The sequence below is a fragment of the Streptomyces sp. NPDC002104 genome (assembly GCF_053593795.1).
In genome coordinates this window covers 63,695-78,884 of sequence record NZ_JBSFDF010000028.1, presented here as the reverse complement: position 1 = coordinate 78,884, position 15,190 = coordinate 63,695, and the positions used below count along the sequence as shown (strand labels likewise).

The following is a 15,190-nucleotide window of genomic DNA, read 5'->3' as shown; positions in this document are numbered from 1 at the left end:
TGGATATCGGTGCGCTTCTCATCACGTGCCGGTCCGCACGGTCTCGCGGCGCGGGTTACGCGGCGCGGGTGAACCGGCCGCGCTGCCCTCTCACCGACCCCTCCGGTTCCTGGCTCCGGGAGGAGCGGCGGTGGGCCTTCTTCGCTTCCCGGACCAGACGGTAGGCGTCGGCCTCACGGATGAGGTCGTCGCGGCGGGCGGTGGCGATCTCGTACTCGAACATCTCGTGCTCCCTGGTTCGCGTTTCTCGGACACCTCGTTCGGTGTGATCCAAGATTCGCTCCCCAGGGGGTGCCGGCACATCGGGAGCATGCCGCATCTGCACGGGCCGGGGGGCCTTAGGCCGGGACCGGGGGTCCCTGAGGCGGCCTAAGGCAGTACCTAGGCGGGCCGCCGGGCAGGCGCGAACGGCCTAGGCGGGCCGCCCGGAGGCGGCGAACGGCTTAGACGGCGGGGGCCGTCGGGAGGGCGAGGAGATACATGAACGCGAAGGCGGCCACACCGATGGCGGCGACGACGACGGCGGCCCAGGAGACGGAGCGGACCCAGGCGGGGAGGGTGCGGCCGGGGGCGCCGAAGGCCGGACGGGCCAGCACGAAGACGGCGATGAGCAGCGCGATCGTCGACAGGACGCCGTTGACCAGGGCGGTCATGTGCCAGGCGTTGCCGTACAGCGCCTCGATCTTGTCCTCGGTGCTGGTGGCGCTGGCGGAGCTGATCTGGCCCTGGAGGGTCTCGCGCTCGCCGATGACGCGGGAGGTCCAGCTGCCGCTGAGGGCGATCAGGCCGAGACCGGCGGCGACGATCGCGGAGGCTCCGGAGGCGACACCACTGCTCTGCTGCTCGTCGGCCTCGGCGTCGAGGCCGTCGAACTCCTCGTCCTCCTCGCCCAGGTCCGAGGCGAGCGCCTCGCCCTGGACCTCGTCGGTGGCGGCGGTGCCCGCGGCGGCCGGGGCGGTCGTCTCGTCGGTGGCGGCCTTCTTCAGGTCGGCCGGGGAGTCCGCCTCGGGAGCGGTCGGGGCGGGGGTCTTGGTGGTGTCCATGCGGGGCACCGTAGGCGGCGTTTCTGAGAGGTTCCTGAGAATCCGGCCGCACGGCGCACGGCGCCGCGCCCCGGCCCCGCGGCGGGCTCGGGGCGGGGCGGGGGCGCAGGGGTTCGGGCGGTGCCTACGCGGTGCGGGCCGCGGACCACTCGGGGGCGAGGAGCGCCCAGACCTCGGTGTCCTGGCGGACGCCCCGGTGCAGGTGGTTCTGGCGCAGGACGCCCTCGCGGGTCATGCCGAGGCGCTCGGCCACGGCGAGGCTCTTCTTGTTGCCGGAGGCGGCGTGCCATTCGACGCGGTGCATGCCGCGCTCACCGAAGGCGTAGTCGATCAGGACCGTGCAGGCCTTGGTCACCAGGCCGCGGCCGGCCGCGGCGGGCTCCAGCCAGCAGCCGATCTCGCAGTTGCCCGTCTCCGCCTCGAAGGCCGGGAAGAGCACCCCGCCCACGAGGGTGCCGTCGAGGCGGATCCCGAAGAACCGCGCGCCGTCCTCCCCCGCCGTGAGCGCGTACTTGGCCAGCAGGGCCCGGGCGGACTCCAGATCGGAGGACCGGTCCGGGAAGCCGACGTACTGGCCGATGAACTCGCGTCCGCGTTCGATGTGGGCGAAGAACTCCTCCGCGTGCCGGGCTTCCAGCGGGAACAGCTGGGCGTCGTCGGCGAGGTCTATCGAGAACATGCGCGTTCTTCCTTGGGTATCGAGCGGCGGATGGCCGGATCACCGGGAGCTGGTCGCGGGCTCGGCCGCTTCCTCGCTCGTGACGGGGTCCGCGCCGGGCCGTTGCAGGGGAAGTTTCGCATGCGGACGGCGCTCGGGGGGCTCGATGCTGATCTTCGGGAGCCGGCGGTCCAGCCAGGCCGGCAGCCACCAGTTGGCTCCGCCGAGCAGGTGCATCAGGGCCGGGACGAGCAGGGTCCGCAGAACGAAGGCGTCAAGGGCGACGGCCGCGGCGAGCGCGATCCCGAACATGGCGATGAGCCGGTCGCCGCTGAGCACGAAGGCCAGGAAGACGGAGATCATGATGACGGCCGCCGAGTTGATCACCCGGCTGGTCTCGGCGAGGCCGACGCGCACCGCCCGCCGGTTGTCCCCCGTCTCCAGCCACTCTTCGTACATCCGGCTGACGAGGAAGACCTGGTAGTCCATGGACAGCCCGAAGAGCACCGAGACCATGATCACCGGGAGGAAGGGCTCGATCGGCCCGGCGCTGCCCAGTCCCAGGGGTTCGCTGCCCCAGCCCCACTGGAAGATCGCGACGACGACTCCGAAGGAGGAGGCGACGGCGGCGACGTTCATGGCGGCCGCCTTGACCGGGATGCCGATGGAGCGGAAGGCCAGCAGCAGGAGCACGCAGCCCAGCGCGATGACCACGCCGACGAAGAGCGGCAGTTTGCCGACGATGACCTCGGCGAAGTCGTCGTACCCGGCGGTCACGCCGCCGACGTGGGCCTGCACGGAGGTGCCGTGGCCGGCGCGCGGGATGACGTCCGCGCGCAGCCTGTCGACCAGCTCGCTCGTGGCCCGGGACTGCGGGGAGGAGTCCGGTACGACGGTGACGACGGCGGTGTCGCCGCCGCGGTTGAACACGGCGGGTCCGGCGGAGGCCACGCCCTCGGTCGTACGAAGGGACTCGGCCAGCGCCTCGACGGCGACCCGGTCGCGGGCCCCGCCGAGGCGGGCGACCACGGTCAGCGGGCCGTTCATCCCCGGACCGAAGCCCTCCGCGAGCAGGTCGTAGGCCTTGCGCGTCGTGGAAGCGGCCGGGTTGTTGCCCTGGTCGGAGGTGCCGAGGTGGAGGGAGAGCGTAGGCAGCGCCAGCACCACCATGACCACCGCGGCGACCAGGCCGAGCAGCTTCGGATGGCGCTCGACGAAGGCCGACCAGCGGGCGGCGAAGCCGGTGACCGCGTCGGGCCGCGGGCCTTCGGCGGCCAGCTTGCGGCGCTCGCGGCGGGACAGGGCGCGCATGCCGATGTACGAGAGGAGCGCGGGCAGCAGGGTCACCGAGGCGGCCACGGTCAGGACCACGGTGAGGGAGGCGGCGATGGCGACGCCGTCGAGGAAGTTCAGCCGGAGCACCAGCATGCCGAGCAGCGCGATGCAGACGGTGGCCCCGGCGAAGACCACGGCCCGCCCGGTGGTGGCGACGGCGCTCTCGGCGGCTTCCGCGACGGAGAGTCCGCGTTTGAGGCCCTTGCGGTGGCGGGTCACGATGAACAGCGCGTAGTCGATGCCCACCCCCAGACCCACCAGCGTGCCGAGCATCGGGGCGAAGTCGGCGACCGCCATCGCGTGGCCGAGGAGGGTGATGCCGAAATAGGCGGTGCCCACGCTGACCAGCGCGGTCGCGATGGGCAGCAGGCTGGCGGCCAGCGACCCGAAGGCCAGGAACAGCACCACCGCGGCGATGGCGACACCCATGACCTCGGCAAGATGCGGGGACGGGGCTTCTGTGAGGCCGATGGCGCGCCCGCCGAGCTCGACCTGGAGCCCGTCCGCCTGGGTGACCGGGTTCCGCGCGGCATCGACGACGGCCTTCGCCTGCCCCTTGGGCACCGAGTCGGCCGCACGGTCGAAGGTGACCACGGCGTAGGCGGTCCGCCCGTCGGCGCTGATCCGGGCCCCGCCGTCGGGACCGTAGGGTCCCGCCACCGATCCGACACCGGGCAGCACGGCTATGGACTCCAGGGCCCGCGTCATCCGCTCCCGCACGGCCGGTGTCCGTACGCTCTGGCCGTCCGGAGCCCGCCACACGATGGTGTCGGTGTCGCCGCCCTGCCCGTGGAAGCCCTCCCGCAGCAGGGCGTGCGCCTTGGCGGACTCGGTACCGGGGACCTCGTAGTCGTTGGAGAACGCCGTCCCGGCCCCGACCGCGGCAGCGGCGGTCCCTCCGAAGGCGAGGAGCCAGATCAGAACGGCGGCGAGTCGGTGCCGCATGCACCAGCGTGCGAGGGCTGACAACGGACGGGCTCCCTGGTGGTTCGGCTCCTTACCGGGGACGGCCCGTCGGAAAGAACGCGTGAACACTGAAAACTCGGTCCACGATCGCAGCGTCGCATGATCGTTGGCGGCCATCGTGCGCAGCGTCACAGGCCTTCGGGCAGGTCCGGGACCATGGTCACACGGGGTTCGGAGCGGAGGTCCGCCCGGACTGGCCGTCGGACTCCTCTTCTGCCCGGTAGCCCGGCAGGGAGGGCCAGCGCACGGTGAGCACCACCGAGTCCTCCTCCGCGTACCAGGAGTGGTCCACCCCGCGCCCCCACACGACGTAGTCCCCCTGCTCGGCCAGTACGACGCTCCGCCCGGGGAACTCCAGCCGGAACCGCCCGCTGATCAGCACCTGCAAGGCGGTACGGGCCTCCCCGCGCACCCAGCTCGCCCGTTCCTCCCCCTTGGGATGAACGCCCCACTTGATCTCCACGTCCTCACTGTGGCGGGGATCGCCGGACTCCTTGAAGTGCCCCAGCAGCCACCCCCGGTCGGCGGCCGCATCGGGGGCGGCCTTCCCGGTGTAGACGGCGGGGTCCATGGGCTCGCTCACAGGGGCGAGATTAATGCAGTTGTCGGCCCCCTCACCGCCTGGTGAGCTGACCGAATGACGATGGACCCAGAGGACCTACGAGCGGTGCGCGCCGAGTTCGACTCCGTGATGCGCCGGGATGCCCAGCCGGACACCAAGGACGCACGCGTGGAACGAACGAGCACGGTCGTCCGCCAGATCGTGCCCGGCCCCGGCGGGAGCATGGTGCTCTGGTCGGACCTCGACGAACACACGGCGGACGCGGCGATCGCGGAGCAGGTGGCCTTCTTCACCTCCCTCGCCGCCCGGAACGAGATCCCCTCGGCGGAGTTCGAGTGGAAGCTCTACGGCCACGACCGCCCCACGGACCTGGGCGACCGGCTCCGCGCGGCCGGCTTCAAGCCGGAGCCCGAGGAAACCCTGCTGGTGGCAAGGGTGTCGGACCTCGCCACCCTGCCGGTGGAGCCACCGCAGGGCATCACGCTGCGCGTGGTCACCGACGAGTCCGGCGTGGACCTGATGATGGAGGCCCACCGCCGGGCCTTCGGCACGGACCGCCCGCACATCAAGCACCTGATGCTGAACCTCCTGCGAGACGAGCCGGACACCATCGAAGCCGTCGTCGCCATGGCGGGCGACACCCCGGTCAGCGCGGCCCGGATGGAGATGCGCACGGGAAGCCCCTTCGCGGGCCTGTGGGGCGGCGGCACGATCCCGGAATGGCGGGGCCACGGCATCTACCGCCTCCTGGTGGCCCACCGCGCCCGCGTGGCGGCGGCCCGTGGCATCCGCTACCTCCAGGTCGACGCCTCACAGGACAGCCGCCCGATCCTGGAACGGCTGGGCTTCGGCGTCATGGGCGTGACGGTGCCCTGGATCTGGGAGGGATAGGCACCACAGCCGGCCCGCGGTCGCCGATCCGAGCGAGAGCACGCGATCTGCCGCGCCCACCGACCCTGAGGGCCTCCCTGTCGACCTCGCAGTCCGGTTGGCGGCCGAAGGCCACGGAAAGGGCGCCCAGCCGCCCGCCCCTGGATGCGCTGATCGCCCCGCGCCCTAAGTTCTGGCTGAGGTCACGGTCCTGCCGGGGCGGTGCGTGGATGCCCACCGGCCGAAGGGGGCTGCGCATCTCTGACGAGGCCGCTCCTCCCTCCTCTCCCTCCCGGCCGTTCCCCGGGGGGAACCCGGAAGTCTTGTGGCGTTTCGGGGTGGGCCGGTCGGTCAAGGGTGGCCGAAGGCCATCGCGAAGCGACGCGACGAAGGAGCGCCCTTGAGGGACCGGCCCGCACCGAAAGGACACTGGACTGCCGGGCTCCCCCGAACCCTCACGCAGCCAAGCAGGAACCGGCAGCCCCCTAAGCCGCCAGCACGATCCCCCTCCGCGTCAGCTTCAGCGTGTACACCGTGTCCCTGCTGAGCAACCGGCTCACGCCCGTCGCCAGGGCCACCGCCAGCATGAAGGGGGCGATCAGGGCGTACTCCCCCGTCAGCTCCACCATGATCACCACCGCCGTGACCGGGGCCCGAGCGCTGCCCGCGAAGACCGACGCCATCCCCACCAGCGCGAAAGCAGGCGCATGGGCCGGGGAGGTCACCAGCCCGAAGGCCGCGCCGAGGGTGGCTCCGATGAACAGCGAGGGGGCGAAGACCCCGCCCGAACCGCCGATGCCCATCGTGGTGCTGGTCGCCAGGATCTTGCCCAGCATCAGGAGCAGCAGCAGCCCCGGGGCGTACTTCCCGTGGACCGCGCCCTCCAGGACGGGGTAGCCGACTCCGTACATCTGGGGCAGCGCCAGCAGGATCAGGCCGAGCAGCAGTCCGCCCACCGCCGGGCGCAGCCACTCCGGGCCGCGCCACAGCCGGTCGCACAGGTCCTCGGCCACGTAGAGGAAGCGCGTGAAGCCGATCCCCACGGCACCCGCGAGGACTCCGAGGGCGGCGAAGAGCAGGTACTGCCCGGGGTGGCCCACGCGCATCGCCTCCAGGACCAGGAACGGCCGGTCGCCGAAGACCGCGCGGGCGATGGCGCAGGCCGTGACCGAGGCGAGGGCGAGGAGGCCGAAGGTGCGGGAGGTCCAGCGGCGGAGGACGAGTTCCATCGCGAACACGACGCCGGCGAGCGGTGCGTTGAAGGTGGCCGCGATGCCGCCGGCCGCGCCGCAGGCGAGGAGCAGTTTGGTGTGTTCCTCGTCGGACTTCAACAGACGCCCGAGGGTGGAGCCGAGCGCCGCGCCGATCTGGACGATCGGACCCTCGCGACCAACCGAACCGCCGCCGCCGATGCAGAGGGCGGAGGCGAGGGATTTGACGGCGGCGACGCGCCCCTTGATCTTCCCGCCGTTGCGGGCGACGGCCAGCATGACCTCGGGGACCCCGTGCCCGCGGGCCTCGCGGGCGTAGCGGTGGACGAGCGGGCCGTAGACGAGGCCGGCGGCGACGGGGGCGAGCAGGACGAAGTACGGGCCGAGGAACCGCGCGCCGGGGTGGGCGGCGTGACCGATGCCCGCGTAGTCGGCGTGACCGGACAGGAGCTCCGTCGCCCCGACCACCATCCACCGGAAGAGCACGGCGCCGACGCCCGCTCCGATGCCGATGAGCAGCACGGGTCCGAGGGTCTTCAAGTGGGCGATATGGGGCATGAGGGTACGACTCGGCGGCATATGTTCACTTTAGAAACAAAATAAGGAACAGAACAGGGCCGAACGCCTTCCGCCCCCCAGGACCAACGGGGCAAGATCACAGCCATGCCACCCACAGAGCCCTCCGACCCCTCCGGAACCTCCGAACCCTCCGAACCCTCCGAACCCTCCGGACCCCCCGGCCCCTCCGAACCCTCCCACCGCACCGCCCCTCCCCTCACCGGGGGCGAGCGCGAGACGCTCCGCGCGTACCTCGACTTCCACCGGGCCACCCTCGCCTGGAAGTGCGAGGGCCTCACCGACGAGGAACTGCGCCGCCAGGCGTCCCCGCCCTCCACGCTGTCCCTGCTCGGACTGGTCCGGCACATGGCGGAGGTGGAGCGGCACTGGTTCCGGCGCACCTTCGGCGGGGCGGACGTCCCCCACCTGTGGTCGGACACCCACGACTTCCAGGCCGCCTACGACGCCTCCGGCTCGACCCGCGCCGAGGCCTTCGACGCCTGGCGGGCGGAGGTCGAGCACGCCCGCGCGGTGGAGGAGGCCGCCGAGTCCCTCGACGTGACGGTGCGGGTCGAGAAGTGGGAGGAGGACGCCTCACTGCGCCTGCTCATGCTGCACATGATCCACGAGTACGCCCGCCACAACGGCCACGCGGACTTCCTCCGCGAGGCCGTGGACGGCACCACGGGCGCCTAGGAGGTCTCCTTCGGATCTTGCCGATCAGGCCAGACACCCCCTGGCCCTACCGCCCAGCCGGCAGCTCCGCCAGGAATCCGGTGACCAGCTCCGCCCACTCCCCCGGGCGTTCCGCGAACGGCAGGTGCCCGGTGGCCAGTTCCGCCCACCGGGCGCCCCGCAGCGAGTCCGCGAGCTCCCGCTGGACCTCCACCGGTACGAGCGGGTCGGCGGTGGTCGCGATGACGAGCGCGGGTACGTCGATCCGCGCGAGGTCGGCCCGCAGGTCGGCCCCCTTCACCAGAGCGGCGTGGTCCCCGCCCCCGGGCGGGAAGGAGGCCGCGGTGGCCCGTACGGCCTCCTCCACCTGCTCCTCACTCAACCCCTCCAGCACCCGAGGATTCAGTGCGAGCGGCACGAGGAGCCGGGCGAGCAGTTCGCTCTCCCCGCGGCGGGCCAGCTCGGCCCAGAGGTCGGTGATGAGCCCGAGCCGGTGACCGCCACGGGCGAAGCTCGCCGTGAGCACGAGCGCGGTGACCCGCTCCGGGTACCGGGCGGCGATGCGGGCGGCGACGTTCCCGCCGAGGGAGTAGCCGAGCACGGCGAACCGTTCCAGCCCCTCGTCATCCGCGGCGGCGACCAACTGATCGGCGAGCTCGTCCAGTTCGAGCGGCTTCTCGGCGCGCGGGGTCCCTCCCGTGCCCGGATAGTCCACGCCCACGACGGTGTGGACTTCACCCAGGGCATCGAGGATCGGACCGAAGTTCGACTCGACCGAACCCCCTCCACCGTGCGCGAGGAGCAGGCCGGGACCACCACTCCCCTTGCGGACGGTGCGGGCGTAGGTGCTGGTCAGCGTGGTGCGCATGAGGGATCCCCCAATTTCGATAACGATCACTACAGAAGGAACCGTACACGCTTTCCCTAGCGATCGCTACAGAACCCGGGAAGGATCCGGCGCTCACATCTGTTCCGGGGACGTAGCGAACTCACGTACACCCAACGAAAGGTGAGGCCATGTCAGTGGCGTTCAACGAGGAGACGCGCAAGCTGCTCGACGGAAGGAACTTCGCCACCGTCGCGACGGTGAATCGGGACGGCGGTCCGCAGACCTCGGTGGTCTGGATCGCGCGGGACGGGGACGCGGTGGTGTTCTCCACCACGGCGGGGCGCCAGAAGGCGCGCAACCTGGCCCGGGACCCGCGGATCAGCCTCACCGTCTTCGACACCGAGAACCCGTACCACTCCGTGGACATCCGCGGCACCGCCGAACTGATCGAGGACCCCGGGAAGTCGCTGCCGCTCGAGCTCTCCCAGAAGTACCTCGGCGAGGACCCGATGGCCGAACCGGAAGAGATCCTCCGGCTCATCGTCCGGGTGACGCCGCAGAAGATCACCGGCTTCTCCGTCTGAGATCCCCGATCGCCTATCCCGGCACCGGACTCCCATTGACCGCCCCAGGCCCCGCGCGGGAAGCTGATCCCCACTCAAACAATTGGCGCTGGGGGGAAATTGACCAGCCAGAATCTGCACATCGGGCCGGACGCGGCAGCGGACCGCTACCGCTTGCTCCGGTCCATCGGGCGCGGCGGGGAGGCCGTGCTCTATCTCGCGGAGATCGAGCTCGCGGGAGGATCCGAGCCCGTCGTCGTGAAGGTGCTCGACTCCAAGACCACCATCACCCCGGACGTCTTCGACCGGATCAGCCAGAAGTGGAACGAGCAGGCGGAACTGCTGCGCTTCGTCCACCGGCCGGGCGTCGTGGGCGTACGGGAGCACTTCGAGGGGCCGCCGATCCACCGGCCCGGGGAGTCCTCGACCCTGACCGGGCGGGCCCTGGTCCTGGTCATGAACCACGTCGACGGACTCGACCTGCGCGACTGGCGGGCCGAGCGCACCCTCACCACGGCCTCCGAGCGGCGCGAGGTGATGCGCACGCTGGAGCAGCTGGCCGACGTACTGGACTGGCTCCACTCGGGGAGGGCCACCCCCTCCGGGCGCCAGGTGATCCACGGTGACCTGTCGCCCGGCAACGTCATGGTCGACGCGCACGGGCAGGCCACCCTGGTGGACTTCGGCCTCAGCAAGCTGACCGCCGACCACCAGACGGCGGAGGTGTGGTTCACCCAGGGCTACGCCGCGCCGGAGGTCTTCGAGGGGAAGCGGACCCCGGGCGCGGACCGGTACGCCTTCGGGGCCATCGCGTACTTCCTGCTGAGCGGGGAGTCCCCGCCCTCGACGCCCGAGCTGCTGGCGCACGCCATGCTCCGGCTGCCTCAGTTCGCGGTACTGGACGCGGAGCAGCGGGAGCGGATCGCCTCCGTCTACGCCGCCGACCCGCTGAAGCGTCCGCTGAACCTGGCGGGCTGGATGAAGGACATCCGCCGCGCGGTGGTGTCCACCACCAGCTCCACCTCGCAGCGGGTGGTCCAGGACGCGGTGCCCGTTCCGGTTCCGGTGCCGCTGCCGGCCGCTCCCCCGGTCCCGGCCGCGCCCCCGGAAGCGGTGGCGGCCCCGCCGAAGCCGGTGGCCCCGCCCCAGCAGCCCTCGCAGCCGCCGGCCGCGCCGGTGGCGGCTCCGGCCGTCCCGGCGGACCCGCCCGCGACGACTCCCCCGGCCCAGCCCGTGTACACCCCACCGCCCACCGAGCCCGCCTACACGCCCCCGCCGGTCCGGGCGACCGTGCCGCAGGGGTACGGTCCTGCGCCGGCGGCCGACTCCCGTACGGAACCGGCGCCCGCGCCGCCCCCGCGCAAGAAGCGGCGGACAGGACTCGTCCTCGGAGCGGTGCTCGCGGTCCTCGTCGTGGCCGCCGGCGCGGTGGTCGGCGTCAAGCTGCTCGGCGGCAAGGACGGGGACGACACGAAGACGGTGGCCGGCGGGGACAAGCCGGCGTCCTCGTCCGCCCCCGAGAACCCGTCCCCGGCGCCGACCCCGACGCCGAGCTCCGAGGAGCCCTCGCCGTCCCCTTCGGACGAGTCGGCGACCCAGCCCACCGCGGCCGGTTCCGAACCCCCGTCGGGGGTGGCACCGGGCGTGAAGGCGGCCGATCTGACCGTCATGGCCCCGGTGAAGGACCTGGACGAGTTCACGGTCGGGCCCGCCAAGATCAACACCAAGCAGTACGGGGCCGCGTTCATCAAGGAACGCAGCTGCGACTACGAGTCCTTGGCGGAGTTCGACCTCAACCGCGCCTGGAAGACCCTGGAGTTCACTGCGGGGATCGACGACGGATCGGTGAAGGAGAAGGGCCGGGTCAGCATCTCGCTCGACGGCCAGCCCGCCGCCTTCTCCGAACTCGTGGAACTGGGCAAGCCGATCACCCGCACGCTGGACGTGAGCGGCGCCCTGCGCCTGCGCATCAAGGTGGACAAGGGCTGCGACTACGGCACGGTCGTCATCGCCGCTCCCCAGCTCAAGCGCTAGCTCAAGCGCTGGCTCAAGCGCTGGCTCAAGCGCTGGCTCAAGCGCTGGCTCAAGCGCTGGCTCAAGCGCTGACGCGCCAGGGTCCGGACACGCAAGGCGGCCCCGCACCGGAGAACCGGTGCGGGGCCGCCGCGTGCGTACGGTGCGACTGCGTCGACTACTCGGAGACGCCCAGCCGCTCCAGGATGAGCTCCTTGACGCGGGCCGCGTCGGCCTGGCCGCGGGTGGTCTTCATGACCGCTCCGACCAGCGCGCCGACGGCGGCGATCTTGCCGCCGCGGATCTTGTCCGCGATGCCCGCGTTGCCCGCGATGGCCTCGTCGACGGCCGCGCCGAGCGCGCCCTCGTCCGAGACGACCTTCAGGCCGCGCTTCTCGACGACCTCGTCCGGGGTGCCCTCGCCGGCGAGGACGCCTTCGAGGACCTGGCGGGCCAGCTTGTCGTTGAGCTCACCGGCCGCCACCAGGGCCGCGACGCGCGCGACCTGGACGGGGGTGATGGGCAGCTCGTCGACGACGACGCCCTGCTCGTTGGCGTTGCGCGCCAGCTCGCCCATCCACCACTTGCGGGCGGCCGTCGAGTCGGCGCCGGCCTCGATGGTGGCGACGATGGAGTCCACCGCGCCCGCGTTGAGGATCGACTGCATGTCGTGCTCGGTGACGCCCCACTCCTGGAGGAGGCGGTTGCGGCGCACGCGCGGCATCTCCGGGAGACCGGCGCGCAGCTCCTCGACCCAGGTGCGGGCCGGGGCGATCGGGACCAGGTCGGGCTCCGGGAAGTACCGGTAGTCCTCGGCGTTGTCCTTGATGCGGCCGGCCGTGGTGGAGCCGTCCTCCTCGTGGAAGTGCCGGGTCTCCTGGACGATCGAGCCGCCGGAGGAGAGCACCGCCGCGTGGCGCTGGATCTCGAAGCGGGCCGCGCGCTCGACGGAACGCAGCGAGTTGACGTTCTTCGTCTCGCTGCGGGTGCCGAACTCGGACTCGGGGGTGGGGCGCAGCGACAGGTTGACGTCGCAGCGCATCTGGCCCTTGTCCATGCGGGCCTCGGAGACGCCGAGCGCCTTGATGACCTCGCGCAGCTCGGCGACGTACGCCTTGGCCACCTCGGGGGCGCGCTCGCCGGCGCCCTCGATCGGCTTGGTGACGATCTCGATGAGGGGGATGCCGGCGCGGTTGTAGTCCAGCAGCGAGTGGGACGCACCGTGGATGCGGCCGGTGGCGCCGCCGACGTGCAGCGACTTGCCGGTGTCCTCCTCCATGTGGGCGCGCTCGATCTCCACGCGGAAGATCTCGCCGTCCTCCAGCTGCACGTCGAGGAAGCCGTTGAAGGCGATCGGCTCGTCGTACTGGGAGGTCTGGAAGTTCTTCGGCATGTCCGGGTAGAAGTAGTTCTTCCGGGCGAAGCGGCACCACTCGGCGATCTCGCAGTTCAGCGCGAGACCGATCTTGATGGCGGACTCGATGCCGATCTCGTTGACGACCGGCAGCGCGCCGGGCAGGCCGAGACAGACCGGGCAGGTCTGCGCGTTGGGCTCGGAGCCCAGCTCGGTCGAGCAGCCGCAGAACATCTTGGTCTTCGTGCCGAGCTCGACATGGACCTCCAGGCCCATGACGGGGTCGTACGACGCGAGGGCGTCCTCGTACGACAGCAGTTCAATGGCAGTCACAGTGGAAATTCCCTCTCAGCCCAGCAGGACGTCGTCGTCGCCGAGACGCTTCAGCTCGCGGTACAGGATCGCGAGGCCGGTGACGATGGCGGCGGCGGACACGACGGCGTCGATCAGCTTCAGCGTGTCGTGCTCGGTGCGGGCCTTCCTGGCCTGCTTGACGACGCTGAGGGCACCGAAAGCGGTGGTGCCGATGGACAGGTACGTACCGGACTTGGACTTCCTGAAGCCCTTGGCCTTGGACAGCGCACTCGTATTGGAACTCACAGCGACGGAGCCTCCTCAAGCAGCGGGTGACCCCAGCGCGCGACGAAGGCGGCCTCGACGGCGGCACCGACCTTGTACAGCCGGTCGTCCTTCATCGCCGGGGCGATGATCTGGAGCCCGACCGGCAGACCGTCCTCCGGAGCCAGGCCGCAGGGCAGCGACATGGCGGAGTTGCCGGCCAGGTTGGTCGGGATGGTGCACAGGTCCGCGAGGTACATCGCGAGCGGGTCGTCGGTGCGCTCGCCGATGGCGAAGGCGGTGGTGGGCGTGGTCGGGGAGACGATCACGTCGACCTGCTCGAAGGCCTTCTCGAAGTCCCGCGTGATGAGCGTGCGGACCTTCTGGGCGGAACCGTAGTACGCGTCGTAGTAGCCGGAGCTGAGCGCGTAGGTACCGAGGATGATGCGGCGCTTGACCTCGTCGCCGAAACCGGCCTCGCGGGTCAGCGCGGTGACGTCCTCGGCGGACCTGGTGCCGTCGTCGCCGACGCGCAGGCCGTAGCGCATGGCGTCGAAGCGGGCCAGGTTGGAGGAGCACTCGGACGGCGCGATGAGGTAGTACGCGGCCATCGCGAGGTCGAAGGACGGGCAGTCCAGCTCCACGATCTCGGCGCCGAGCTCGCCCAGGAGGGCGACGGACTCGTTGAACCGCTGCACGACGCCGGCCTGGTAGCCCTCGCCGGCGAACTGCTTGACGACACCGACGCGCATGCCGGAGACGGAGCCGTTGCGGGCCGCCTCGACGACCGGCGGGACCGGGGCGTCGATGGAGGTCGAGTCCATCGGGTCGTGCCCGGCGATGACCTCGTGGAGGAGGGCCGCGTCCAGGACCGTACGGGCGCAGGGGCCGCCCTGGTCGAGGGAGGAGGAGAAGGCCACCATGCCGTAGCGGGAGACGCCGCCGTAGGTGGGCTTCACGCCGACGGTGCCGGTGAGGGCGGCGGGCTGGCGGATGGAACCGCCGGTGTCCGTGCCGATGGCCAGCGGCGCCTGGAAGGCGGCCAGCGCGGCCGCGGAGCCGCCGCCGGAGCCGCCGGGGACGCGGGTGAGGTCCCAGGGGTTGCCGGTGGGCCCGTAGGCGCTGTTCTCGGTGGAGGACCCCATGGCGAACTCGTCCATGTTGGTCTTGCCGAGGATGACGACGTCGGCTTCCTTCAGCTTGCGCGTCAGGGTCGCGTCGTACGGCGGGATCCAGCCTTCGAGGATCTTCGAACCGACGGTGGTGGGGATCCCGACGGTGGTGAAGATGTCCTTCAGGGCGAGCGGTACGCCGGCCAGCGGGCCGAGCGCCTCACCGCGCGCACGCTTGGCGTCGACGGCGGCGGCCTGGGCGAGCGCGCCCTCGCGGTCGACGTGCAGGAAGGCGTTGACCTTCTCGTCGGTCGCCCCGATACGGGCCAGGTGGGCCTCGGTGACCTCGACGGCCGTGAGCTCGCCGGAGGCGATCTTCTCGGCGGTCTGGGCGGCCGTGAGCCGGATGATGTCGATGGTGCTGTTGATGTCAGCCATGGTGATTAGTCCTCCCCCAGGATCTGCGGCACCTTGAAACGCTGCTGCTCCTGGGCGGGAGCGCCGGAAAGCGCCTGCTCGGGGGTGAGCGACGGACGGACCTCGTCCGCGCGCATGACGTTCGTCAGCGGCAGCGGGTGGGAGGTCGGCGGGACGTCTTGGTCGGCGACCTCGGAAACGCGGGCGACCGCGCCGATGATGTCGTCGAGCTGTCCAGCGAAGTGGTCGAGCTCTTCGCTCTTCAGCTCCAGACGTGCCAGCCGAGCGAGGTGGGCGACCTCCTCGCGCGTGATGCCAGGCATGCAGCGATCCTCTGGGGGTTCGAGTGTGTAGGTTTCGGCCCCAATCCTATGGGGCCCGGCCCATGCCCGGCGCCCCGGTTTCCCCCGGGGGCGGTACGGGGCCCCGCGCGGGCCCGATTCCTCCCCGGCGGGGCCGCGCCCGA

General features: G+C 71.5%; 14 protein-coding genes and 1 pseudogene. 4 read left to right on the top strand and 11 right to left on the bottom strand.

Going from position 1 to position 15,190, the window contains the following annotated elements:
- Positions 1–55 precede the first annotated feature (55 nt).
- From ACWCP2_RS23215 to ACWCP2_RS23195, 5 genes are all read right to left on the bottom strand, one after another.
- Positions 56–223, bottom strand: a complete 168-nt coding sequence (locus ACWCP2_RS23215; protein ID WP_450910478.1) for a hypothetical protein — start codon at positions 221–223, stop codon at positions 56–58.
- 220 nt (positions 224–443) lie between these two features.
- Complete coding sequence (locus ACWCP2_RS23210; RefSeq protein ID WP_450910477.1) at positions 444–1,043, bottom strand: hypothetical protein; 600 nt, start codon at positions 1,041–1,043, stop codon at positions 444–446.
- A 124-nt stretch (positions 1,044–1,167) separates the two neighbouring features.
- Positions 1,168–1,722, bottom strand: coding sequence for a GNAT family N-acetyltransferase (locus tag ACWCP2_RS23205; RefSeq protein WP_450910476.1), 555 nt, complete (start codon positions 1,720–1,722; stop codon positions 1,168–1,170).
- A 39-nt stretch (positions 1,723–1,761) separates the two neighbouring features.
- Positions 1,762–4,005 (bottom strand): MMPL family transporter, encoded by a 2,244-nt coding sequence (locus tag ACWCP2_RS23200; protein WP_450910475.1) that lies wholly within the window; start codon positions 4,003–4,005, stop codon positions 1,762–1,764.
- A 157-nt stretch (positions 4,006–4,162) separates the two neighbouring features.
- Entirely contained in the window at positions 4,163–4,573 is a 411-nt protein-coding gene (locus ACWCP2_RS23195) for a signal peptidase I (protein ID WP_450910500.1), read from the bottom strand.
- A gap of 66 nt (positions 4,574–4,639) precedes the next feature.
- Here ACWCP2_RS23195 and ACWCP2_RS23190 point away from each other — a divergent pair, with 66 nt between their 5' ends.
- Positions 4,640–5,455: a GNAT family N-acetyltransferase gene (locus tag ACWCP2_RS23190; RefSeq protein ID WP_450910474.1), complete on the top strand. Its 816-nt coding sequence runs from the start codon at positions 4,640–4,642 to the stop codon at positions 5,453–5,455.
- Positions 5,456–5,928: 473 nt separating this feature from the next.
- Here ACWCP2_RS23190 and ACWCP2_RS23185 read toward each other — a convergent pair.
- Positions 5,929–7,203, bottom strand: a pseudogene (locus ACWCP2_RS23185) (chloride channel protein); the annotation flags it as partial.
- A 105-nt stretch (positions 7,204–7,308) separates the two neighbouring features.
- Here ACWCP2_RS23185 and ACWCP2_RS23180 point away from each other — a divergent pair.
- Complete coding sequence (locus ACWCP2_RS23180; RefSeq protein ID WP_450910473.1) at positions 7,309–7,899, top strand: DinB family protein; 591 nt, start codon at positions 7,309–7,311, stop codon at positions 7,897–7,899.
- Between the two features lie 46 nt (positions 7,900–7,945).
- Here ACWCP2_RS23180 and ACWCP2_RS23175 read toward each other — a convergent pair whose 3' ends face one another.
- Positions 7,946–8,746, bottom strand: coding sequence for an alpha/beta fold hydrolase (locus tag ACWCP2_RS23175; protein WP_450910472.1), 801 nt, complete (start codon positions 8,744–8,746; stop codon positions 7,946–7,948).
- A gap of 149 nt (positions 8,747–8,895) precedes the next feature.
- On the opposite strand from ACWCP2_RS23175, the gene ACWCP2_RS23170 reads away from it, so the two are divergent.
- Entirely contained in the window at positions 8,896–9,291 is a 396-nt protein-coding gene (locus tag ACWCP2_RS23170; protein WP_450910471.1) for a PPOX class F420-dependent oxidoreductase, read from the top strand.
- 99 nt (positions 9,292–9,390) lie between these two features.
- Entirely contained in the window at positions 9,391–11,304 is a 1,914-nt protein-coding gene (locus tag ACWCP2_RS23165; RefSeq protein WP_450910470.1) for a protein kinase domain-containing protein, read from the top strand.
- 157 nt (positions 11,305–11,461) lie between these two features.
- On the opposite strand, the gene gatB is transcribed toward ACWCP2_RS23165, so the two are convergent.
- The 4 genes from gatB to gatC are packed head-to-tail and all read right to left on the bottom strand — an operon-like array spanning position 11,462 to position 15,047.
- Complete coding sequence (gene gatB, locus ACWCP2_RS23160; protein WP_450910469.1) at positions 11,462–12,970, bottom strand: Asp-tRNA(Asn)/Glu-tRNA(Gln) amidotransferase subunit GatB; 1,509 nt, start codon at positions 12,968–12,970, stop codon at positions 11,462–11,464.
- A 15-nt stretch (positions 12,971–12,985) separates the two neighbouring features.
- Complete coding sequence (locus ACWCP2_RS23155) at positions 12,986–13,237, bottom strand: hypothetical protein (protein ID WP_356509652.1); 252 nt, start codon at positions 13,235–13,237, stop codon at positions 12,986–12,988.
- Entirely contained in the window at positions 13,234–14,745 is a 1,512-nt protein-coding gene (gene gatA / locus ACWCP2_RS23150; RefSeq protein WP_450910468.1) for an Asp-tRNA(Asn)/Glu-tRNA(Gln) amidotransferase subunit GatA, read from the bottom strand. Before gatA ends, ACWCP2_RS23155 begins: the two co-directional genes overlap by 4 nt.
- Before the next feature lie 5 nt (positions 14,746–14,750).
- A complete protein-coding gene (gene gatC / locus ACWCP2_RS23145) occupies positions 14,751–15,047 on the bottom strand; it encodes an Asp-tRNA(Asn)/Glu-tRNA(Gln) amidotransferase subunit GatC (RefSeq protein WP_007266718.1) in 297 nt (98 codons plus the stop codon).
- Positions 15,048–15,190 lie beyond the last annotated feature (143 nt).